Below are 20,320 nucleotides of genomic sequence, written 5' to 3' on the forward strand. Positions count from 1 at the left end.
ATTGTGTGAACCATGGAGTACCCCGATCTGTCCCACCGCTTCGACGGGGAGTCCGTCGCACGTGCACTGGAGATCGTGGGCGAGCGGTGGACTCTGCTGATCCTGCGCGAAGCGTTCTTCGGGGTGCGCCGCTTCGGGCAGTTGGCGCGCAACCTCCAGATCCCGCGGCCGACGCTGTCGACGCGGCTGCGAACGCTGGTCGACAAGGGCTTACTCGAGAAGATGCTCTACACAAGCGATCCCGACCGCCACGAGTATCGGCTGACCGATTCCGGCCGCGATCTGTTCGCCGCGATCGTGGTGTTGATGCAGTGGGGCGACCACCATCTACCGAACCCGCAGGGTCCGCCGATCGTGCTGCATCACCAACCCTGCGAGCAGACCGCCGAGCCGATGCTGGTGTGTGCGCACTGCCGGCAGGAGATCACCGCGCATAACGTGACGCCCGAACCCGGGCCCGGCTTCCGGACGCCGCGGCCGGCAATCAGATGACCCGAAAAACCGGGTACTGATTGACGATTCGCTCGAAATGTTCGAGTGGGTCCACACATTTAATCCGGTTGCGCAGATGCGTTCCACCAGCGCCGACGCCGCGCGCACGGGTCACCGCTGAGCCTGCTCACGCGCTGTCGTCCTACGGTGTGCTGAGGCCCATGAAGTTCCTGCTGATCACACTCATCACCCACGTTCCCGACCCGGTCTCCGGCGAGAAGAAGAGCCCCGCCGACCGGTTGCGCGAGGTCGTCGAGAAGGCGGTGCTCGCCGAGGAGCTGTTCCAGGCGGACGTCGCGCCCGTTCTGCGGCAACGTATTCCGAGCCGCCCGCTGATCGCGCAGGCTTCGCGTCAGGAGTCGACGAAGGCTTCGTGAGCGGCACCATGTCCGGCCGGGCCGGGTTCACTTCCAGGCGAAGACCGGCTGCTCCAATTCACCGACCGGATCGTTGCGGCCGTCGAGACACAGCCAGCGCAGTTGCAGCAGCACGGCGCCGGTCGGGGCATGGATCAGGTCGTTGCCCAGCGGTATCTGCACGACCGGCCGCGGGCTCTCCGGGATGCTGATGAATCGCGGTGAGTCCGGACGCTGCAGCTGATGCAGGCCGACCCGGTACACCGCTACCACTTCGTCGGGGGCCGGTTGCGGATCGAGACGGCCGCCGCCCCAGAGCACCACCGGTGTGATCACATATCCCGACCGGGTCGGATAGTCGTCGAGCAGGCCCAAGACGTCGGACGGGGTCAGGGTGATCCCGACCTCCTCGTCGAGTTCGCGGAGGGCAGCGTCGACCGCGCTCTCCCCCGGATCCAGACGCCCGCCCGGGAGCGCCCACTGCGCGGGATGCGACGTGAGGCGAGATGTCCTGCGGCACAGTAGAAATGACGCCCCACCCGACACGTCTACCATCCGGCCGTCGAGGGCCTCCGGCATCGGACGTCCGGCGATCCAGTCGTCGACCGGCGCCGGGTCGATTCTGTCCTCACCGACCTCCGAGTCGACGAGCAGCACCGCGACGGCGGCGTGCCGCTTGGTCGGGTCGGCCACCACCCGCCGGCGGTGAGCGGCGAGCCGGCCGCGGATCTGCTCGCGGAGCGCCTCGTCATAGGGGATGGTCATCAGGCGAGCGTAGTGATCAATTCAACTCGCGCTACGCTATCCCGCCGCTCGCGACCTAAGTATTGTTGTCTATATCCAGCAATCGGGCGGCCGCGGTCTCGCTGTCGATCGAATCAATCGCGAGGCGGACGTGACGACGACTACCACGACGCCGTTGCCGGCTGCGCGTCCGACCGCGACGATTCTGGTGGTCTCCACTGCCGCGTTCCTGGCGAGCTTGGACCTGTTCATCGTGAACATCGCTTTCCCCGAAATCCGGCAAGCCTTCGGCACAGCCGATCTCGGGGCGATGTCGTGGATCCTGAACGCCTACACGCTCGTCTTTGCGGCCTTCATGAATCCCGCGGGGCGCCTCGGTGACCGTTACGGGCATCGTCGGATCTTCCTCAGCGGGCTCGTGGTGTTCACCATGGGCTCGGCGACCTGCGGGCTGTCCGGCTCCTTTGCGATGCTCGTCGCCTCCCGGGCCGTCCAGGCGCTCGGCGCGGCGATGCTGATGCCCAGCTCACTGGCGCTGCTGCTGGCGGCGGTCCCCGCCGGCCGGCGCGCCGCAGCCGTCAGCACCTGGTCGGCGGTAGGCGCCATGGCAGCCGCGCTCGGACCACCGGTAGGCGGCTTTCTTGTCCAGTTGTCCTGGCGCTGGATCTTTTTCGTCAATGTGCCGATCGGGCTGCTGGCGGTGGTCGCCGGAATTCTGGTGCTGTCGAAAACCGCCGGCACCGGAACCGGCGTTCCCGATCTGTACGGCGCACTGAGTCTCGTGGTCGGCCTCGGCGCTCTGGTGTGGGCTCTCATCGAGCTGCCGGTCGTCGATCACAACGCCCCGGCGCTCGCGGCGGGCTTCGCCGTCGGCGCAGGGGGGATGGCGGTGGCGGTGTGGCGCTCCCTGCGCCATCCATCGCCCGCGGTCGATCTGGCCGCTGTGCGCGTCCTGCCCATGTGGGCAAGTTGCCTTGCGCTGCTGGTGTTTTCGTCGGCACACGGCGCCATGCTGCTCAGCGGTGTGCTGCTGCTGACCACGGTGTGGGGGATGCCGCCCGCTATGGCAGGGCTGTGTCTGTCACCGGGCCCGATTGTCGTCGCAGTGGTGTCATTGACGGTGGCGGGCCGGTTGATCACCAAAGCCGGCATCGGCGCGGTCGCCGCGGCCGGTGCCGCGCTCTACGCGGTCGGGATCGGGATCTGGCTGTGCACCATCGGACCCGTGCCGCACTACTTCACCGCCTACCTGCCCGCCCAGCTGTTCACCGGCATCGGCGTCGGGTTGGTGATGCCCAGCCTCTCCGCGGTCACGGGCGTGGCGCTACCGCCCCACCGGTGGGGAGCCGGCTCGGCCGTCACCAATACCGCGAGGCAGATGGGCATGGTCCTGGGCACAACGGCTTTGACGATGATCTACCAGCCGGGTGTGGACCTCGCCGCTGTCCGGTGGGGCTGGGTGTTCGTCGCATCGGCCGCCGGGACGTCCGCACTGATCGCCGCCGCGCAGGGCCTCGGCTGGCGACCCGCGGCGCCGGTCGCCTGACGTCGCGCCGACCTGATTTACTGGTCGAGATGGCCGACATCACCATGCTGATCCTCGAAGACCACGACTGGTTTCGCGTCCAGTTCGCCAAGCTGGACGAACTGCAGGCGCAGACGCCGGTCGATCAGCGCGCGCTGGAACGGGTGTGGCGGCCACTTGCCGACAAACTCGACGTGCACGCCTACATCGAGGAGAAGATCTTTTACCCGCAACTGCTGACGCGGGGCGGCGACGACGCCGAGGGCGAGACTCTCGATGCGATCGGTGATCACAACGACATTCGCGACGGCGTGCGCGACGCCGGCGCGGCCGGAATTGCGAGTGACGAGTGGTGGGAGGCGGTCGGCCGGACCCGGGTGGCCAACGACGATCACATGGCCGAGGAGGAACGCGAGGGGCTGGCCGACTTTCGGCGCAATGCCCCGATCGGGCTCCGCGAGGCACTCGGACACCAGTACCGGGAATTCATGGCCGAACACCCCACCACTCGCGGCCTTCGCATCGTCGACCGAGACCCTCAGCAATACGTCGACGAACACGAGAAACCGGCGAAGCAACCTCGGCGTACCGACTTCTCGCTAGGCATCGGCAGCCTCAAAGGCGAGCAGTAGCCGGAAAAACTAAGGACTCATGCGGCCTGGGTGTTTCCAGGCCGCATGAGTCGGTGACTAGTGAGGCCGGATCAGCCGTGGCCGCAGCCGACGCCCGCGAGACAACCGCCGGGCGTTCCGCCCGGTCCCGCGAACTGCCCGCCGAACCCACAACCGACGCCGGGCACGCAGCCCTGGCCGCCGGGGCCGCCGCCGGGACCATCGTTCTGGCCACCGGATCCGCAGGTCCCGTTGGCGTCGCAGCCGCTGCCGCCCGGGTCTTGCTTGAAAATTACGTGCGTGGGATTCCCGCCGACCGGGCCCGCGCTGGCTTCTGCTGCCGCAATAGGCATTACGGCCATTGCTGCAGCAACAGCACCACCGACAACAAATGGTTTCAACACACTGAACATGGACATGCCTTGGGACTTACCCCCTTGCACATATGCCTAAAACATCGAATTTCAGTCGTGGTGATTCACGATGTTGACGACGTTGCCGTCAGGTGCCCTGACGAAGAACCGCCGGGGGCCCCAGGCTTCGGCGGTCAACGGGTGGACGATCTCGTAGCCGAGTTCCTGCGCCTCGGCGTAGGCGCCATCGATGTCCGCGGTGCACACCGATATCACCGAGTCTTCGACTGCGGTCAGATCACCGGTGACCAGTTGCAGCCTCGCCTCGGCATCGGGCGACGCGAAGCGCGCCACCCAGCCCAGGTTGAATTCCTCGACGGGTAGGCCCAAGTAGTTGGCGTAGAAACCCTTGGCGGCTTCGATGTCGGCCACCCGCAGGTTGGCGAAGATCTTCGTGGCTTGCATGCGTCCCTTTCGTCGATCTGGCACCACGGTCAGCTGGGCAGCGGCTCACCGCGGTAGTCACCGAACGACCACAAGTTGCCCTCGGGATCCCGAACGGCGAATTCGTTTGCGCCATAGTCGGTTACGGCCAGCGGCTTAATGATGTCGGCACCGTGCTCGCGAACGCGTTCATACAGTGCGCTCGGATCGGCAGTCACGATGTATCCACCTGCGGTGCCGGGCTCACGGCACCATTGGGCTCCGGGCTTGAAGCTCCCGAGCATGATGCCGCCACTGCCCTCGGGCCAGAGCAGTTGAGCGTGGTCAACGGTTTCACCTTCGCCGTAGCGCGCGGCGACGATCATGCCGAAGGTCTCGACGTAATAGTCGATGAGCTTGGGTGCGTCGTGCGCCTGCAGAGTAGGCCATACGGTCGGATTAGCAGCAGTCATGCACGCAGTCTGCGCCCAACGTGTGGCCGCCGTCTTGAATGTTTCGGAACTCCTCGCCAATCCAGCGAGTCGGCGGCACGCCCGCGAACCGGGCGAATTCACGGGTCAGATGGGCCTGGTCGCTGTATCCGGTCGCGATGGCCACAGCCGCCAGATCGACTGTCCCGCAGCGCCGCACCGAATCCGCGATCCGGGCGGTTGCCTGTTCGAATCGCATCAGCATCGCGACCGTCTTGGGTGAGCGGCCGACCTCGCGCTGGAACAGCGTCGTCAAGTGCCGCGCGGTCACACCGACGCGGTCGGCCAGCGCACCCACCGGTACGCGGCCGCCGCTGCGCTGCAACAACTGCCATGCGTGCGCCACCTCGGGGCGTACCGCCGCACCGTCGCGGAGCCGCCACGCGTCCGACAGGTATTCGGCTATCCAGCCGAATGCATCGCTCCACTGACCCGCCTCGCTCACCCGGTGATGCAAGGAGATCGCACCGCGGCCCAGCACCGTCGTCGCATCCCACTCGGCGGTGGCCAACTCCGCGCTGGGCGCACCGAACAAGGCGCGGGCCGCGAGGGGATGAATCGCCAACTGCACCCCGGTCTGGCCTCGACGCTGCCGAACGTGGGCGGCCTGCACATGCAGCCCACCCAGTAAGAGCGGATTCGGCTTGGCCGCCGGAAGGGTTTCGGCGCTCTCGGCTGCTTCGACGCCGTCGTCGAGACTGACGATGAATGTCAGCGACGCCGAGGGCATTCCACGATGCAATTCCCCTGAGTCATCGACGCCGCGATAACCCACCATCGACACCACACCGGGAGCAATGCGCGGCGGGGCTGTTGCGAAGTCCCACATCCGCTCCCGCTCGCCGGCCACGACATCCACGCTAGCTGGCGGGGCCGTGCGCCATCGACGATTAATCTGGCGGCATGGGCGGCAATCAGGTACCTGGCGGCGTTGTCCACGAGCTTCCGTCCGACCTGCGTGAAGCGTTGCTGGTCAACTCCGTCGCGCTGGCCGCCTGGAAGGACATCACGCCGTTGGCGCGTAACGAGTTCATCTGCTGGGTCGACGACGCCAAGCAGAAGGCGACCCGGGAGCGCCGGATCCGCCGCACCCAGGAGGAACTCGAGGAGGGCATGCGCCGCCCGTGCTGCTGGCCGGGCTGCAAGCACCGCGAGCGCAACGGCAAGGCCTGATTCACCTCTTTACGGCTGGCCGCACTAGTACTACCCTCTGTGGTACTACGCAGCATAGTAGATCTACGGCTGGCCGCGGAGCTGCGGTTTCAGCCGTGAGGGGATGGTTGCCATGAACCTCCGACCGGCGGATACCGCGGTGCGCCCGACTCACCCGATCGACGCGCGATATCACCACTCCGCTGCGCTGCGCCGGCAGCTGAACAAGGTCTTCCCCACGCACTGGTCATTCCTGCTCGGTGAGATCGCGCTATACAGCTTCGTCGTTCTGTTGATCACCGGGATTTATCTGACATTGTTCTTCGATCCGTCGATGACCGAGGTCGTTTATCAGGGCGTCTATCAACCGTTGCGTGGCGTGCCGATGTCACGCGCCTATGAGTCGGCGCTCGACATCTCTTTCGACGTGCGCGGCGGGCTGTTCGTCCGCCAGGTGCACCATTGGGCCGCTTTGCTGTTCGCCGCCTCGATCATGGTGCACTTGGCCCGCGTCTTCTTCACCGGCGCATTCCGCCGGCCTCGTGAAGCCAACTGGGTGATCGGCTCGTTGTTGTTGATCCTGGCCATGTTCGAGGGTTATTTCGGTTATTCGTTGCCCGATGACCTGCTGTCCGGTATCGGCCTGCGCTGCGCTCTGTCGTCGATCATGCTGGGATTCCCCGTGATCGGCACGTGGTTGCACTGGGCATTTTTCGGTGGCGACTTTCCCGGCACCACGCTGATTCCCCGGCTGTATGCGCTGCACGTCCTGGTGCTGCCGGCGATCATCCTCGCGCTGATCGGTGCACACCTGGCGATGGTGTGGTTCCAGAAGCACACCCAGTTCCCCGGCCCCGGTCGCACCGAACGCAATGTTGTCGGCGTCCGCGTCATGCCGATCTTCGCGGTCAAGTCCGGCGCCTTCTTCGCGGTGACCACCGGCGTCCTCGGACTGCTGGGCGGCCTGCTGCAGATCAATCCGATCTGGAACCTGGGTCCCTATAAGCCTTCTCACGTGTCGGCGGGATCGCAGCCGGACTTCTACATGATGTGGACCGAGGGTCTGCAGCGACTGTGGCCGGCGTGGGAGATCTATGTCGGCCACCACACGGTGCCCGCGACCGTCGGTGCCGCCATGATCATGGGCGTCGTGTTCGTGCTGCTGACCATCTATCCATTCCTGGAGCGGCGGTTCAGCGGCGACCACGCCCACCACAACCTGCTGCAGCGACCGCGCGACGTACCGGTTCGCACGTCCATCGGCGCCATGGCGATCGCGTTCTACCTGGTGCTGACGCTCGGCGCGATGAACGACATCATCGCGTTGACGTTCCATATCTCGCTCAACGCCACCACCTGGATCGGGCGCATCGGCATGGTGGTGTTGCCGGTGATCGTCTACTTCGTCACCTACCGGTGGTGCGTGGCATTGCAGCGCAGCGACCGCGCCATCCTCGAACACGGCATCGAAACCGGCATCATCAAGCGACTCCCGCACGGCGCCTACATCGAAGTGCACCAGCCGCTCGCTGCCACGCCGCTCGAGTACCAGGGCGCGCCGGTCCCCGGAAAGATGAACAAGCTCGGCTCCGGCGGCTCCCCTGGATCCGGCAGTTTCCTACACGCCGACCCGCCCGCCGAAGACGTCGCGCTGACCGAAGCTCATCGCACGACCGAACACCGCGCGCTCACCGCGCTCCGGGGTCGGTGACGAATCCGGCTGCGCCGCATTACCTTCGCGCCCACTCCTCGGCCAGCAAGCGGTAGGAGTGCACTCGGTCCCGGTGATCGTGGGTGATCGTCGTGATGACCAATTCATCGGCCTCGGTCGCGTCGCGCAGCCGCTCCAGCTGGTCGGCCACCTGCACCGCAGTTCCGACGAACTGGGTGTCGACCCGGTCCGCGACAAGCTCTCGGTCGGCGTCACTCCAGGAGTGCCGTCGCGCCTCGTCGGGCGTCGGGAACGGGATCGCGCCCTCAGCGGTGCGAATGCTGCGCACCCACAGCCCGTAGCCGGTGGCCAGTTCGCGAGCTGTCGCCTCGTCGTCGGCCACCACCACGTCCGCCGAGACGGCCACATAGGGTCGCTCGAGCTCAGCCGACGGCCTGAACGCGGCCCGGTATCCGTCGGCCGCTTCCAAGACGGTCGCCGGAGCGACGTGATAGTTGGCGGCGAACCGTAAACCCCGCTCGCCGGCCACAATTGCGCTTTCGCCGCCGCTGCTGCCGAGGATCCAGATCTGCAGGTCGGCACCGGCTCCCGGCACCACGTGGGCTTCGATCCCCTCGGCCGAACGATACGTGTCCGCAATCAGCGAGAGAACGTCGTCCACCTGCTCGGTGTAATCCTGCGATTCCGCGTTCGGTAGTTGCAGCAACGCTTTGTGCACGCCGAACTTGGGCGATTTCAGCAGCGGCCGGATGTCGAACTTCGGCGGTATCAGCAGACCATTCGTGGTGCGTCCGTTGACCAGTGTCCGCGACGGCGCACCCGCTGTCACCGGTTCGCGCGGCTTTCCGCCCGAGCGGCCGAGACCGAGGTCGAATCGCCCCGGATGAAGCGCATCCAGCAGCCCGAATTCCTCGACGGTGGACAGCGCGGTGCGATGTCCCATCTGGACCGCGCCCGAGCCGAGCCGGATCGTCGAGGTCTGCGCCGCAGTCAAGGCGAGCACCACGGCGGGCGAGGTGCCGGCCACCCCCGGATTGAGATGATGTTCGGCGAACCAATAACGGCTGTAGCCAAGGGATTCCGCGTGCTGCGCAAGATCGATGCTGTTACGTAACGCCTGCGCGGCGGTAGATCCCGACGGGATCGGGACAAGATCGAGAACTGCGAGGTGTGTCGTCATAGTCGTCAGGACGCCACTCCGGCGGCGCGGTTCGATTCGCGACGCAGATGACCCGGGGGCGACAGCGGTGCCAGACCGAGGTGGTCGCGCAGCGTCGTTCCGGCGTAGTCCTCCCGGAACACCCCGCGTTCCTGCAGCAGCGGCACAACCTGATCCACGAACGGGTCCAGCCCGCCCGGAGTGATGTGCGGCACGAGAATGAACCCGTCACTGGCGTCGGTCTGCACGAAGTCGTTGATCGTCGTCGCAACGGTTTCCGCTGAGCCGATGAACGATTGGCGTCCCAGTACCTCGATGATCAATTCGCGGCTGGTCAGGTTCTCCGCCTCGGCCTTGGCGCGCCACTCGTTGGCGATCTTGATCGAGTCCTTGAACATGCGGACGCTGGCCCGTCCGCGCGAGATCGTGTTCTCGCCGACCACGGGATCGGCGCTGGGCAGCGGTCCGTTCGGGTCGTGGTCGGAAAGGTCGCGGTTCCAGAGTTGTTCGAGGAATTTGATTGCCGTCTGCGGTGACACCTGCGCCAACCGGACCTCGCGCGCAAGATCCTCGGCTTCGGCATCGGTGTCGCCGATGACGAACGACGCGGCCGGCAGAATGAGCAACTCCTCGCGGCGTCGCCCGTAACGGGCCAGCCGTCCCTTGACATCACGGTAGAAGGCCTGACCGGCATCCAGGGTGCTGTGCCGAGAGAAGATCGCGTCGGCCGAGGACGCTGCGAAATCCCGGCCCTGGTCCGAATCGCCGGCCTGAAAGATCACCGGGCGTCCCTGCGGGCTGCGCGGCACGTTGAACCGGCCGTGGATGTCGAAATGTGCGTCTCGATGGGCGAATTCGCCCGCGCGCGGGGTCGACAGGAAAGTGCCGGCGTCTTTGTCGGCGACGATTTCGTCACCGCTCCACGAGTCGAAGAGTTCGTTGGTCGTCTGCAGGAACGTCCGGGCTCGCTCGTAACGCTGATCCTCGGCCAGGAAGCCGCCGCGACGGAAGTTCTCACCGGTGAACGCATCCCACGAGGTCACGACGTTCCACGCGGCGCGGCCTCCGGAAAGGTGATCCAGCGAGGCGAATTGGCGGGCCACTTCGTAGGGCTCGTTGAACGTCGAGTTGATCGTGCCGGTCAGGCCGAGGTGGTCGGTCACCGCTGCGAGTGCGGCCAGCACGGTGAAGGTGTCGGGCCGCCCCACCACGTCGAGGTCGTAGATGTGGCCGTTCTGCTCGCGGAGCCGGAGTCCTTCGGCGAGGAACAGGAAGTCGAACTTGCCCCGCTCCGCCGACTGAGCGAAACGGGTGAACGAACTGAAGTCGATGTGACTGCCGGCCGCCGGATCGCTCCACACCGTGGTGTTGTTGACGCCCGGGAAATGCGCGGCCAGGTGAATTTGCTTGATCGGCTTGGTCATTGAGTTGATCCTGTCGTCTGGGTCACGCGACGGCGTAGCGGTTGGCCGGGCGGGGCAGCCCGAGTAACCCTCGCAACGTGGTGGCCTGGTAGGAAGTGCGAAACAATCCCCGGGCCTGGAGTTCGGGAACCAGTCCGTTGGTGATCTGCAGCAGATCGTGGGGCAGCCCGGCCGGCCGCAGCCGGAATCCGGTCAGACCGGCGGCGTGCCACTCCTGCAGCAGATCCGCCAGGCCCCCGGGCGTCCCTGCGAAAACAAAAGCATCGCTGCGGTATTCGGTATTGGCCAGCTCATCGAGGCGATGCCGTCGCGTCTGCGCGGCGGTCGCGTCGTCGTCGAGGAACACCACCACCTCACCGAAGACGTGGACCGTCTCCGATTCGCGCCCGGCGGCGCGGCGAAGCGCAGCTATGTCCGCGGCGATGTCCGACGCCTCGGTGGCGTCGTGCGGCGTCACGAAGCCCACGTCGGCGCTGGCGGCGATGAGTTCGTGGCCGGCAGCGCTGTGACCGAGTGCGGCGACCACGGGTTGCCCCTGCGGCGGACGCGGCGTGATCGAGGGGCCCTTCACCGAGAACCAGCGTCCCTCGAAATCGATGTAGTGCAGCTTGTCGCGGTCGATGAACCGGCCGGTCCTGACGTCGCGGATCTCGGCATCGTCCTCCCAGCTGTCCCAGAGTCGCCGCAGCACCTCGACGTAGTCGGCGGCTTCGGCGAAATAGTCGTCGGTCTGTTGCCGCACGGCCGGATCCGTCAGGTCGGCTGAGGAAAGCCACGGCAGCGGGCGGCGCCCGAAATGGTCGGCCACGTCATGGCGCGCCGATATCTGGACGCGAACACCGGCGCGGCCGGTGCTGACGTAGTCGAGCGTCGCGATCGACTTGGACACATGGAAGGGCTCGGTCTGGGTGACCGTCGCCGTGGGGATGAGGCCGATGTTGCTGCTGCGCGTGGCTATTCGAGCGGCGATGAGCGCGGCGTCGAGCCGGCCACGGACCCGATCGGTGCGGTCGTCGGGCTCGAGTGGATCGTCGGATTGCAGGCCCAGTGAGTCCTCGATCGTGACGAAGTCCAGCAGGCCCCGTTCGGCGGCAGCGACAAGGTCGGCCCAGTAGCCCGCCTCGAAGAGCTCGGCCGGGCGGGCATCCGCCTCGCGCCAGGCGCCCGGGTGCCATCCCGCGCCGTCCAGAGCCACAGCCAGGTGAATCGGTGTCGACGGATCGGCCACAGCGCCCTGCCTTTCTTTGGATTCGGGTTTCGGGGTGTTCAGCACGCCGGCTGGTCCGCCGATTCCGGCACCCCTGCCGTGCCCGGAGCGTGCTCGCCTACTCCACTCAAACTAATGACGTCAACCGCTGCCCGCTGACGTGCGGATTCGCGTCGGCGCATGCCAGCAGCAGGTAGGCGCAATGCCGTTGGAATCATCGGGATCACAAGCCGGGCATTCCGGACGGGGCCAGGGCAACTGACCGGACGAACTGGCGCACGACATGATGACGGGGTGACCACCGAGATCCGCGTCCTCGACAGCGAAAAAGATCTGATCGCCGCGGCCAACGTGTTCCGCGCCGCCATGATCGGGTTCCCGCCGCTGGACAACCTCGCGCCCGGGCAGATCGGTCGCCTGCTCGAACCGGGGCGCACGATCGGAGCGTTCGTCGACGACCAGCTCGTCGGCACCGCGGACGCCGTGACCAGCCGGCTCACCCTTCCGGGTGGTGCCACTGTCGGCCACGCCGCGGTCACCCACATCGGCGTGCTGCCGTCCTTCACTCGCCGAGGCGTCGCCACTGATCTGGTTCGTCACCAGTTGCACGACATCGCCGCCCGCGGCGAATCGGTCGCGACGCTGCGCGCTTCCGAAGCCACCATCTACGGGCGGTACGGCTACGGGGTCGCGAGCTCTGCGCACACGGTGGAGGTGCAGACGGCGCGGGCAGCATTTCGTCCGGGCGTCCCGCCGGGAGGTCCGGTGCGGCTGCTGGATCGCGCGGAGGTGTGGGACGTGCTGCCCCGCATTTACGCCGACAACCGGCCGTCGCGGCCGGGCACCATCGACCGGCCCGACCAGTGGTGGCAAGGTGTGCGGCTTCGTACCGAATCTGGTTCAGGCGCTTGGTATGTCGCAGTCAGTGGAGCTGCCGGGGCGGAGACCGGGTTCGTGCGCTACCGCCCGGTGGACACCGACACGTGGTTCGTCAGCAATCAGCGCACCATCGTCGTGGAGGACTTCTTCGCTCCGACCACCGACAGTTACCTCGGCCTGCTCCGCTTCCTGCTCGGGCTCGATTTGATTGATCGCGTGGTGTTCTGGATCGTTCCGGTCGACGACCCGCTGCCGGCACTGCTGCTCGACCGCCGGGCCGTGCGGTTGACCGCAGCCCAGGACGAAACCTGGCTCCGTGTCGTCGATGTCGAGAAGGCCCTGGCCACAAGGCGTTACAACGACGACGAGGCTGTGACGATCGCCGTCGAAGATCCGCTGTTGCCCGCGAACTCGGTCACCGTGACTGTCAGCGGTGACGGAGCGAAACGGTCGGATCGCTCACCGCAGATCCATGTCGGCATCGACGGGCTTGCCGCCGTCCTGCTCGGCGGAACCGCCTGGCGGAACCTGACATTGGCCGGATTGGCTCGCGCGGACGACCCGGCCGACATCGCGCTGGCCGACCGATTGTTCGCGGTGCCGGAATCGCCCTTCGCGGGCTTCATCTTCTAACGACCTGATCGACGACCGCTCAGCCAAAAGACAGCGACCCCGGCGAACAGTGCGACCACGCCTGCCGCCACCGACGAGAACGGCAGAGCGAAGGCGACCACGACGCATCCGGCGAATCCGAGTGCCGGAATGATTCTGGTGCCGAGAGTCCACGCCGAAGCGTTCGCGATCGCGTAGTAGGCCAGGATCGTGAACGACGAGAAACCGATGGCACCGCGGACGTCGGTGGTGCCGGCCAGCACCGCGACGACGACACCGATGACGACCTCTGCCCGATACGGGGTCTTGAAAGTGGGGTGCACAGCCGAAAGCTGTTGCGGCAGATAATGATCTCGTGACATGGCAAACGTCGTCCGCGATACGCCGAGGATCAGCGACAGCAACGATCCCAGGGCGGCCAGCACTCCGACCGAGCGCACGACCGGCTCCCACCCGGCCATGCCGGCGACGCGCACCGCGTCGGCTATCGGTGCGGCGGACTGAGCCAGCCTCGAGCTGCCCAACACCGCGAGCACTGCGATCGCGACGACCACGTAGACGATCAGCGTGATACCCAAAGCCATCGGAATCGCGCGGGGTATGGTGCGCGCCGGGTCACGCACCTCTTCGCCCAACGTCGCGATACGCGCGTAGCCGGCAAACGCGAAAAACACCAGACCCGTTGCCTGCAACACTCCGTGCGCAGTTGGGTTGACGCCCAGGGTGATCCGGCCCCAGTCGGACTGGGGAGCTATCAGCGAGACGACCGCGACGCCGGCGAGCGTTGCCAACACCACGGCGACGACGACCCGCGTCACGAACAGTGATGTGCGAATGCCGGTGTAGTTGATCGCGGTCAGCACGAGCACCGCACCCACTGCGACCGCGTGAGCGTACGCCGGCCAGGCGTAGAGCCCGACGACCAGTGCCATCGCCGCACATGACGCCGTCTTGCCGACAACGAAGCCCCAACCGGCGAGATAGCCCCAGAATTCACCGAGCTGCCGGCGTCCGTAGACGTACGCACCGCCGGATTCCGGGTAGCGGGCCGCGCAGCGAGCCGTGGATGTCGCGTTGAAGTAGGCCAGAATCGCCGCAGCCGCGATAGCGATCAGCAGGCCGCTGCCGGCAGCGGCCGCGGCGGGCGCGAGAACGGCGAAGATTCCGGCGCCGATCATCGAACCCAGGCCCACGACAATCGCGTCGCCCGTGCCGAGCCGGCGTTGCAGCTCTGATCGGGCCCGTGGGTCAGGCCCGTCGGTCATGCCAGCCCTGCCAATTGGGCCAGCTTCTGAGCCGAATAGTGGCCCGGCCCAACCTCATCGAGCACTGCCTCGCGCGCCAGCCGCGCCAACGCAGCGTTGAGCGGTGCCTCGATGCCGTGCTGGTGCGCGATGCGGACGATCTCACCGTTGAGGAAGTCGGTCTCGACGTCACCGGTGTTGCGACTCAACGACTGCCAGGTGGAGTTACTCGCCGCGCTGTCGACGCCCGGAACAGACCGGGGTGTCGGCCCGTTGGCCCGCGCCGCGGTCGACACCTCGAACGGCACGAAAGCGATTCCCGCGTGAGCCAATACATGGCGAGCTTCCTCCCGCAGCGACGTCACCAAGGAACCGGCGTTGTCGTTCGCGGTCAGGGCACCCACGGCGTTGCCGAGATTGCTCAGCAGCTTGTTGTATTTCCACGGCGCGACATCGTCGACGACGTGGATCCGTATTCCCGCCGCGGTCCATGCGGTGTCCAACTCGCGCAGCAGCGTGTCGTCGGCCGGATCGCGCAACGCGGCCGGCCATCGTCCGACGTGAAACTGCCCGACCACCGTCCACGAACGGACGATCACCTCACCGGCTTCCAGGTGGACGGCGGGCAGCCAGACGCAAATGCCGAAGACCCTACTGAAGTAGCGCAGCGCCTTCTCTTCTGCGACAACACCATTGAGCGCAGTCAGCACCGGCAACAGCTCCCCCGCGGTACCCAGGACGCCGTCCGGGCCGTGCACCGGCTGATCGACCCATTGCTGCAGCGCCGCGTCGAGTTGCTGGGTCTTGGTGGCGAACACCAGTACGTCGTCGGGCGTCAGCCGCAACTGCCCGGCCTCTGACACCGCGGTGACGGCCGTGTGGAAGGTCCCGTCCGGCGTGCGCAGAATCAACCCGCTGGCCGCCAAGGTCTCCGCATGCCGGCCGCGGGCGACCAGCACCGTCGGAACCCCGGCCCGAGTCAGCACTCCACCGACGGTACCGCCGATCGCGCCCGCGCCGATGACGATGTATCGGCGGTCGGAACTCATTGGGCGAGCTTACTTCTGCGCTGGCGCCCGCTGAAAATCAAACCAGGTAGTAGTAGTGCTTGGCGTCCCCGTTGACCGCGACAGCCTCGTCCGGGACCTTGTCGCCCGCCTCGTCGAAACCGCGCAGGGCGTGGGCGTACCGGACTGCCTTCAGAGTCGCGGAGAATTCCACTTCCTCTTCGGGGAAGACGCGATCGGAGGGGAACCACTTGTCGAAGCCGATGTTCGTCAACAGCGTCCACAAGTCGGCCTGCACGCCGGCCAGCAACACCACCACGCCGCGGTCGGTTTCATCACGGACGAACTTCTCGATCCGCTGGATCACGACGGCATCCGGGTGGCGCACTCGCTTGAGCCGCAACACCAGATACTGGATCTTGTCGGCTTTGATCCGCGCGCCGAGCTCGTCGAGGTACTTCTCGAGTTCGGGTGCAGCACCGAAGAACAGCTCACCTTCGAAGTCGTAGATCAGCGTCGACGGATCGGACGGATCGGACGCCACCCGCTCACGAACCACCCGCTCTGGCGCCACGACCAACTCCCGCGCCTTGAGCTTGGCCGCCCTCGGCACGAACAGCAGGATCGACAGCGCCACACCGAGCAGGACGGCGGTGTCCAGGTCCACCAGCACGCCGGTGAGTGCGGTGATCAGCACCAGGCCCGCGTCGTAGCGTGACGCCTTGATCGCGTAGCTGAGTCGCTTGACGTCGATCAGCCTTACTGCGGTGATCAGCAGCAGCCCGGCCAGCGCGGCCCGGGGCATGTAGTGCAGGAGCGGCGCGAACAGCAGCACGATGATCGCGACGCCGATCGAGGCGATCACACCGGAGAACCTGGTCACCGCGCCGGCCTGGTAGTTGATCGGTGAACGCGTCACCGATCCCGAACCCGGGACGGCTTGGAAGAATCCTCCGGTGAGGTTTCCCAGGCCTTCGGCCATGATCTGCCGGTTGTAGTCGATCTTCTGCCCGCTCTCGTAAGCAATGGCCTTGGCGATCGACAGCGCCTCGAGCAGGCCGATGAAGGCGATGGCCAGCGCGCCCGGTGCCAACTGGGTTACCTCGTTGAGTTGAACCGACGGGATGTGCGGATGCGGCAGGCTCTGAGGAATCTTCGCCGTCAGAGTGATCGCGGTCTTGCCGGTGTGATCCTCGGTCGCCCATCCGGCCAGGTAGGCAATGGCGGCCGCGCCGATCAGGGTTGCCAGCAGGTCGATCTGGGGCAGGCCGAACCGCTTCACCAGCCGCCGCAACACGACCGCGAGGACGATGGTCGCGACGGCGATGACCAACGCGCGGTAGTTGAAATGCTCGCCGTGGAACAGGGTGAGGTAGGTACGCTTCAGCACCGACTGCCGGCCGTTGCCCTGGTCTTTGACTCCCAGCGCATTGCCGAGTTGGCCCAGCGCGATCAGCACGGCCGCGGACAGGATGAAGCCGAGGATCACCGATTCGGAGATGTATCGGGTCAGATCACCGAGCTTGAATACCGCGATCAAAATCTGGAAGGTGCCGACCAGAACGCCGAGCAGGAACAACGCCTCGAACAGGACCGTGCGGTTTTCCTGGTCGATGAACGCCAGGGAACTGAACACCAGCAGCGAGATCGCGCTGGTCGGGCCGTTCACCAGATGCGACGACGATTGGAACACCGACGCCACGAAGGTCACCACGATCGACGAGTACACCCCGAACTTCGGGTCGACCCCGGCGACCAGCGCGTAGGTGATGCCCTGAGGTAGCGACACCGCCGCAACGGTGAGCCCGGCGATCAGGTCGCGGCGGGCCTTCGTGCCGTCGTAGTTCAGCTTCTTCACACTGTCCGTGATGATGCTCATGGGCGCCGCTCCTCTTCGTCTAATCGCTCCGCATCGTCGTCGGCGCGGCTCATGGCGTCTTCGTCTTCCGCCGTGGGTGTGCCGACGCGACCCGGGCCGGCGCAGCGGAGACCACGTCGTAGATGCCGTTGGTGCCGAAGAACTTCTCCTGCGCGTCGTACCAACTCTTGGCGACCGCGGTGATGGGGAACAGGTTGATCGGTGGCAGCCGATCCGCGTGCCTGGCCAGGACCTCTGGCTTCAGCGGGCGGTAGCCGAACTGCGCGACGGTCTCCTGCGCTTCAGGGGTGTAGAGGTACTCGAGATACGACTTGGCATAGGACGCCAGCTTCTTGTCCTTGAGGTTCGCATCGACCCAGGTGACAGCGGGTTCGGCGAGAATACTGACCGGCGGATAGACGATCTGGAACTGATCCTTGTTTTCCGCCACCTCCCGCAGGGCCTCGTTCTCCCAGGTGACGTGGACGTCGCCGATTTTCTCGGTCGCAAAGGTGATTGCGGCCCCACGCGCACCGCCGTCGGCGACCTTGACGTGGCTCAGAAACGACCGGACGTAGTCCGTGGCCTCTTGCTCGGTGCCGCCGCGCGTGGTCACCGACCCCCACGCCGCGAGAACGCTGAGCTTTCCGTTGCCCGAGGTGCGGGGATTGGGATTGACCACCTCTACGCCGTCCTTGATCAGATCCGGCCAATCGTGGATGCCCAGCGGATTGTCTTTCTGGACGACGAACACGATCGTCGACGTGTAGGGCACCGAATGGTTCGGCAGCCGGTTCTGCCAGTTGTTGGCGATCAACCCGCGCTTGCGTAGCGCATCGACATCGCTCGGCAGTGCCAGCGACACGACGTCGGCCTTCTCGTGGCCCTTGATGACCTCGGACGCCTGCCGGCCGGAACCACCGTGCGACTGCTTGATTTGTACGGTGACGCCGGTCTTCTTGCGGAATTCGTCGACGAAGGTCTTGTCGATCGCGGCGTACAGCTCTCGGGTCGGGTCGTAGGACACGTTGAGGATCTGGTTCGGCGCGTTGTCGCGGTGCAGATTGTGGAAGCCGAGCAAGCCGGCCGCGACAAGGATCGCGACGACCCCGAGGACGTTGAGCCGCGATACGGAAAACGGCAGTCTGCCGCGGCGCTTTGCCGGGGGCGCAGGCTCAGTCATGGCCGCCTCCTGGTGTCGGATTTGTGGGGTTCGCCGTCGCGCGCCGTGGGCGGCTCTGGGCGCTGGCCGTTCTCGCCAGCTATGGGATTTGGAGCCTAGCGACGGCGTCCCTGAAAGACAGCTGTGTAAATCAGCCTGATCGCAATAGGCCTGAACACTTGGCGTTTTCGCTGATCAACTGCCTCGCGACGGAATGACGCACTGCTGCGATCGCGACATCTGCGGCCTACCGCCACCCACTGTCTGCAAACGTGAGCACGCGGCCGCGGCGAGCTACCTCGATTGGCGACGAGCCAGCAGCCGTCGCACCGGACGCAACTGTTGGTCGTCGCGGCCCGGCGCCCACAGGCCGATCAGCACCGCGCTGACAGCGACCAGCAGGCCCAGCACCAACAGCGACGCATGCATGGCGTCGATGAAGGCCACCTTGCTGACCTCGGCCAGGCGCGCCCCCGCGGGCCCGAGGCGGCGCGACACCTCCAGCGCCTGGCCCAGCGATGTGGACGCGGCCTCGCCCACCGATTGTGGAAAGCCAATCAAGTTGGGAGCCAGCGTCTTCGCGTATTGCGCGGCCAACATCGATCCGGCCAGCGCGATTCCCAACGCAGCACCGATCTCCCGGCTGGCGTCGTTCACCGCCGATGCCACGCCCTGCTTGTCGTCGGGCGCGGTCGTCATGATCGCCGACGTCGTTGGGGCGGTGCACAATCCGATACCCGTGCTCATGACCAGCATCGGCCACGCCGCCCGCCAGTAAGGCGAACCCGAGGTGATGCCGAGCATGAAGAGCGACCCGATTGCGATCAGCAGCAATCCGCTGAACACCACGATTCGCAGACCGAGCCGAGGCAGAAACCAGAACGACAGCACCGACAACAGCAGCATCGGGCCCATGATGGGGCTCAGTGCAAGCGCCGTCTTGTTCGGGCTGTAACCGAGGATGAGCTGCATGTACTGCATGAGCAGGAACATGTAGCCGAACATCGACAGGAAGAAGACCGTGATGGTCGCCGCGCCGGTGGCGAATGCGGGAACAGCGAACAGTCGCACATCCAGCAGCGGATGACATTGTCGCACTTCGACGAAGCCGAACGCCACACTCAGTATCAGTCCGGCACCGATACCCGCCACCACCAACGGATGCGTCCAGCCGAGCGCCGGTGCCTCCAGAATGCCGAAGACGAGTGTCGCCACAGCGCCGCCGATGACCACTGCCCCGCGCCAGTCCAACGGATGCGCCTCGGGATCGCGCGACGTCGCAATGGTCAGCGTCAGCAGGAAGATCGTCAGCGCCGCACCGGCGAACGCCCAGAAGATCGAGTGCCACGACCAAAAGTTCAACAGGCCGCCGGATCCGAGCATCCCGATGATCGCGCCCGAGCCGGCCACGCCGGCCCAGATACCAACTGCCTTGTTGCGCTGACTCTTTGGATGAGCAGCCGTGATCAACGACAGCGTGGCGGGCATGATCAACGCCGCGCCCGCACCCGCGGCCCCACGCGAGACGATGACGACCATCGGGTCGGACAGGATGGCCGGCACCAGCGATGCCGCGCTGAAGACGGCCAGGCCGACCAACATCGCACCCCGGCGGCCGTAGCGGTCTCCCAGTGCGCCGGCCGGCAACAGCAGGCAGGCCAGGGTCAGGGTGTAGCTGTCGACGACCCAGGTGAGTTGGGTCTGAGTAGCCGAGGTGGCGACCGCGATATCGGGCAACGCGGTGTTCAGCGCCACCATCGAGGCAATCACCAGCAGCACGCCGAAGCAGGCGACGGTGAGTAGCCAGATTCGGGCCCGGGAGGACAGTCCTGCCAGCGCGAAGTCATCGTCGTGGCGCGACTCGGTCAGCGTGTCAGCCACGCGGCACCTCCCTCCAGCGGATTCGGTGCGTGTGAGACGAGACGTCTTGAACAGAGACTAACAGTCTC

General features: G+C 66.1%; 19 protein-coding genes and 1 pseudogene. 7 read left to right on the forward strand and 13 right to left on the reverse strand.

Annotated elements, in window-relative coordinates:
* Positions 1–12 precede the first annotated feature (12 nt).
* Positions 13–492, forward strand: coding sequence for a winged helix-turn-helix transcriptional regulator (locus ACZYW1_RS10905; protein ID WP_463785654.1), 480 nt, complete (start codon positions 13–15; stop codon positions 490–492).
* 161 nt (positions 493–653) lie between these two features.
* Positions 654–773 (forward strand): annotated as a pseudogene (locus ACZYW1_RS10910) (LLM class flavin-dependent oxidoreductase); the annotation flags it as partial.
* A gap of 123 nt (positions 774–896) precedes the next feature.
* On the opposite strand, the gene ACZYW1_RS10915 reads toward ACZYW1_RS10910, so the two are convergent.
* On the reverse strand, positions 897–1,613 hold the full coding sequence (locus ACZYW1_RS10915) for an NUDIX hydrolase (RefSeq protein WP_463785656.1): 717 nt from the start codon (positions 1,611–1,613) through the stop codon (positions 897–899).
* Between the two features lie 130 nt (positions 1,614–1,743).
* Between ACZYW1_RS10915 and ACZYW1_RS10920 the strand changes: the two genes are divergently transcribed.
* Both ACZYW1_RS10920 and ACZYW1_RS10925 read left to right on the forward strand, forming a co-directional pair.
* Positions 1,744–3,138 carry an MFS transporter gene (locus ACZYW1_RS10920; protein ID WP_463785658.1) on the forward strand — a complete coding sequence of 465 codons (1,395 nt, stop codon included), beginning with the start codon at positions 1,744–1,746 and terminating at the stop codon, positions 3,136–3,138.
* A gap of 29 nt (positions 3,139–3,167) precedes the next feature.
* Complete coding sequence (locus ACZYW1_RS10925; RefSeq protein WP_463785660.1) at positions 3,168–3,749, forward strand: hemerythrin domain-containing protein; 582 nt, start codon at positions 3,168–3,170, stop codon at positions 3,747–3,749.
* A 71-nt stretch (positions 3,750–3,820) separates the two neighbouring features.
* On the opposite strand, the gene ACZYW1_RS10930 is transcribed toward ACZYW1_RS10925, so the two are convergent.
* The 4 genes from ACZYW1_RS10930 to ACZYW1_RS10945 form a co-directional block, all read right to left on the reverse strand.
* Positions 3,821–4,129, reverse strand: coding sequence for a PE-PGRS family protein (locus tag ACZYW1_RS10930; protein WP_463787793.1), 309 nt, complete (start codon positions 4,127–4,129; stop codon positions 3,821–3,823).
* 63 nt (positions 4,130–4,192) lie between these two features.
* Positions 4,193–4,546, reverse strand: a complete 354-nt coding sequence (locus ACZYW1_RS10935; protein ID WP_463785661.1) for a VOC family protein — start codon at positions 4,544–4,546, stop codon at positions 4,193–4,195.
* A gap of 29 nt (positions 4,547–4,575) precedes the next feature.
* Positions 4,576–4,977, reverse strand: coding sequence for a VOC family protein (locus ACZYW1_RS10940; RefSeq protein WP_463785663.1), 402 nt, complete (start codon positions 4,975–4,977; stop codon positions 4,576–4,578).
* Entirely contained in the window at positions 4,964–5,773 is an 810-nt protein-coding gene (locus ACZYW1_RS10945) for an AraC family transcriptional regulator (protein WP_463787794.1), read from the reverse strand. Before ACZYW1_RS10945 ends, ACZYW1_RS10940 begins: the two co-directional genes overlap by 14 nt.
* Before the next feature lie 125 nt (positions 5,774–5,898).
* Between ACZYW1_RS10945 and ACZYW1_RS10950 the strand changes: the two genes are divergently transcribed.
* Together ACZYW1_RS10950 and qcrB are read left to right on the forward strand one after the other, a co-directional pair.
* Entirely contained in the window at positions 5,899–6,168 is a 270-nt protein-coding gene (locus tag ACZYW1_RS10950) for a YdeI/OmpD-associated family protein (protein ID WP_463785666.1), read from the forward strand.
* Between the two features lie 112 nt (positions 6,169–6,280).
* On the forward strand, positions 6,281–7,858 hold the full coding sequence (qcrB, locus tag ACZYW1_RS10955; protein ID WP_463785668.1) for a cytochrome bc1 complex cytochrome b subunit: 1,578 nt from the start codon (positions 6,281–6,283) through the stop codon (positions 7,856–7,858).
* A 19-nt stretch (positions 7,859–7,877) separates the two neighbouring features.
* Here the strand turns inward: qcrB and ACZYW1_RS10960 are convergent, their stop codons facing one another.
* Genes ACZYW1_RS10960 through ACZYW1_RS10970 form a run of 3 tightly spaced genes read right to left on the reverse strand, consistent with a single transcriptional unit; the run spans position 7,878 to position 11,630 of the window.
* Positions 7,878–8,999 carry an LLM class flavin-dependent oxidoreductase gene (locus tag ACZYW1_RS10960; RefSeq protein ID WP_463785670.1) on the reverse strand — a complete coding sequence of 374 codons (1,122 nt, stop codon included), beginning with the start codon at positions 8,997–8,999 and terminating at the stop codon, positions 7,878–7,880.
* Positions 9,000–9,004: 5 nt separating this feature from the next.
* On the reverse strand, positions 9,005–10,402 hold the full coding sequence (locus ACZYW1_RS10965) for an NtaA/DmoA family FMN-dependent monooxygenase (RefSeq protein WP_463785673.1): 1,398 nt from the start codon (positions 10,400–10,402) through the stop codon (positions 9,005–9,007).
* A 22-nt stretch (positions 10,403–10,424) separates the two neighbouring features.
* The gene (locus ACZYW1_RS10970; protein ID WP_463785675.1) at positions 10,425–11,630 is read right to left on the reverse strand and encodes an LLM class flavin-dependent oxidoreductase; all 1,206 of its coding nucleotides are present in this window, start codon (positions 11,628–11,630) and stop codon (positions 10,425–10,427) included.
* Between the two features lie 273 nt (positions 11,631–11,903).
* On the opposite strand from ACZYW1_RS10970, the gene ACZYW1_RS10975 reads away from it, so the two are divergent.
* Positions 11,904–13,121, forward strand: a complete 1,218-nt coding sequence (locus ACZYW1_RS10975; protein ID WP_463785678.1) for a GNAT family N-acetyltransferase — start codon at positions 11,904–11,906, stop codon at positions 13,119–13,121.
* Here ACZYW1_RS10975 and ACZYW1_RS10980 read toward each other — a convergent pair.
* The 5 genes from ACZYW1_RS10980 to ACZYW1_RS11000 all read right to left on the reverse strand — a co-directional run bounded on the left by ACZYW1_RS10980 (position 13,118) and on the right by ACZYW1_RS11000 (position 20,252).
* A complete protein-coding gene (locus tag ACZYW1_RS10980; RefSeq protein ID WP_463785680.1) occupies positions 13,118–14,365 on the reverse strand; it encodes an APC family permease in 1,248 nt (415 codons plus the stop codon). The genes ACZYW1_RS10975 and ACZYW1_RS10980 overlap by 4 nt on opposite strands.
* Complete coding sequence (locus ACZYW1_RS10985) at positions 14,362–15,393, reverse strand: ketopantoate reductase family protein (protein ID WP_463785682.1); 1,032 nt, start codon at positions 15,391–15,393, stop codon at positions 14,362–14,364. The genes ACZYW1_RS10980 and ACZYW1_RS10985 overlap by 4 nt, the downstream gene beginning before the upstream one ends.
* A 37-nt stretch (positions 15,394–15,430) precedes the next feature.
* Positions 15,431–17,230: a SulP family inorganic anion transporter gene (locus ACZYW1_RS10990; protein WP_463785684.1), complete on the reverse strand. Its 1,800-nt coding sequence runs from the start codon at positions 17,228–17,230 to the stop codon at positions 15,431–15,433.
* A gap of 49 nt (positions 17,231–17,279) precedes the next feature.
* Complete coding sequence (locus tag ACZYW1_RS10995; RefSeq protein WP_463785686.1) at positions 17,280–18,392, reverse strand: sulfate ABC transporter substrate-binding protein; 1,113 nt, start codon at positions 18,390–18,392, stop codon at positions 17,280–17,282.
* Between the two features lie 273 nt (positions 18,393–18,665).
* Entirely contained in the window at positions 18,666–20,252 is a 1,587-nt protein-coding gene (locus ACZYW1_RS11000; protein WP_463785688.1) for an MFS transporter, read from the reverse strand.
* Between the last annotated feature and the right edge of the window lie 68 nt (positions 20,253–20,320).

The organism is Mycobacterium sp. IDUB_36, assembly GCF_055419225.1.

Excerpts from the sequence above, each read along its gene's own strand:
- ACZYW1_RS10925 (WP_463785660.1), top strand. The coding sequence starts at position 3,168 with ATGGCCGACATCACCATGCTGATCCTCGAAGACCACGACTGGTTTCGC.
- ACZYW1_RS10950 (WP_463785666.1), top strand. The coding sequence starts at position 5,899 with ATGGGCGGCAATCAGGTACCTGGCGGCGTTGTCCACGAGCTTCCGTCC.
- ACZYW1_RS10945 (WP_463787794.1), bottom strand. The coding sequence starts at position 5,773 with ATGGTGGGTTATCGCGGCGTCGATGACTCAGGGGAATTGCATCGTGGA.
- ACZYW1_RS10905 (WP_463785654.1), top strand. The coding sequence starts at position 13 with ATGGAGTACCCCGATCTGTCCCACCGCTTCGACGGGGAGTCCGTCGCA.
- qcrB (WP_463785668.1), top strand. The coding sequence starts at position 6,281 with ATGAACCTCCGACCGGCGGATACCGCGGTGCGCCCGACTCACCCGATC.
- ACZYW1_RS10915 (WP_463785656.1), bottom strand. The coding sequence starts at position 1,613 with ATGACCATCCCCTATGACGAGGCGCTCCGCGAGCAGATCCGCGGCCGG.
- ACZYW1_RS10985 (WP_463785682.1), bottom strand. The coding sequence starts at position 15,393 with ATGAGTTCCGACCGCCGATACATCGTCATCGGCGCGGGCGCGATCGGC.
- ACZYW1_RS10960 (WP_463785670.1), bottom strand. The coding sequence starts at position 8,999 with ATGACGACACACCTCGCAGTTCTCGATCTTGTCCCGATCCCGTCGGGA.
- ACZYW1_RS10980 (WP_463785680.1), bottom strand. The coding sequence starts at position 14,365 with ATGACCGACGGGCCTGACCCACGGGCCCGATCAGAGCTGCAACGCCGG.
- ACZYW1_RS10940 (WP_463785663.1), bottom strand. The coding sequence starts at position 4,977 with ATGACTGCTGCTAATCCGACCGTATGGCCTACTCTGCAGGCGCACGAC.
- ACZYW1_RS10935 (WP_463785661.1), bottom strand. The coding sequence starts at position 4,546 with ATGCAAGCCACGAAGATCTTCGCCAACCTGCGGGTGGCCGACATCGAA.
- ACZYW1_RS10965 (WP_463785673.1), bottom strand. The coding sequence starts at position 10,402 with ATGACCAAGCCGATCAAGCAAATTCACCTGGCCGCGCATTTCCCGGGC.
- ACZYW1_RS10990 (WP_463785684.1), bottom strand. The coding sequence starts at position 17,230 with ATGAGCATCATCACGGACAGTGTGAAGAAGCTGAACTACGACGGCACG.
- ACZYW1_RS10995 (WP_463785686.1), bottom strand. The coding sequence starts at position 18,392 with ATGACTGAGCCTGCGCCCCCGGCAAAGCGCCGCGGCAGACTGCCGTTT.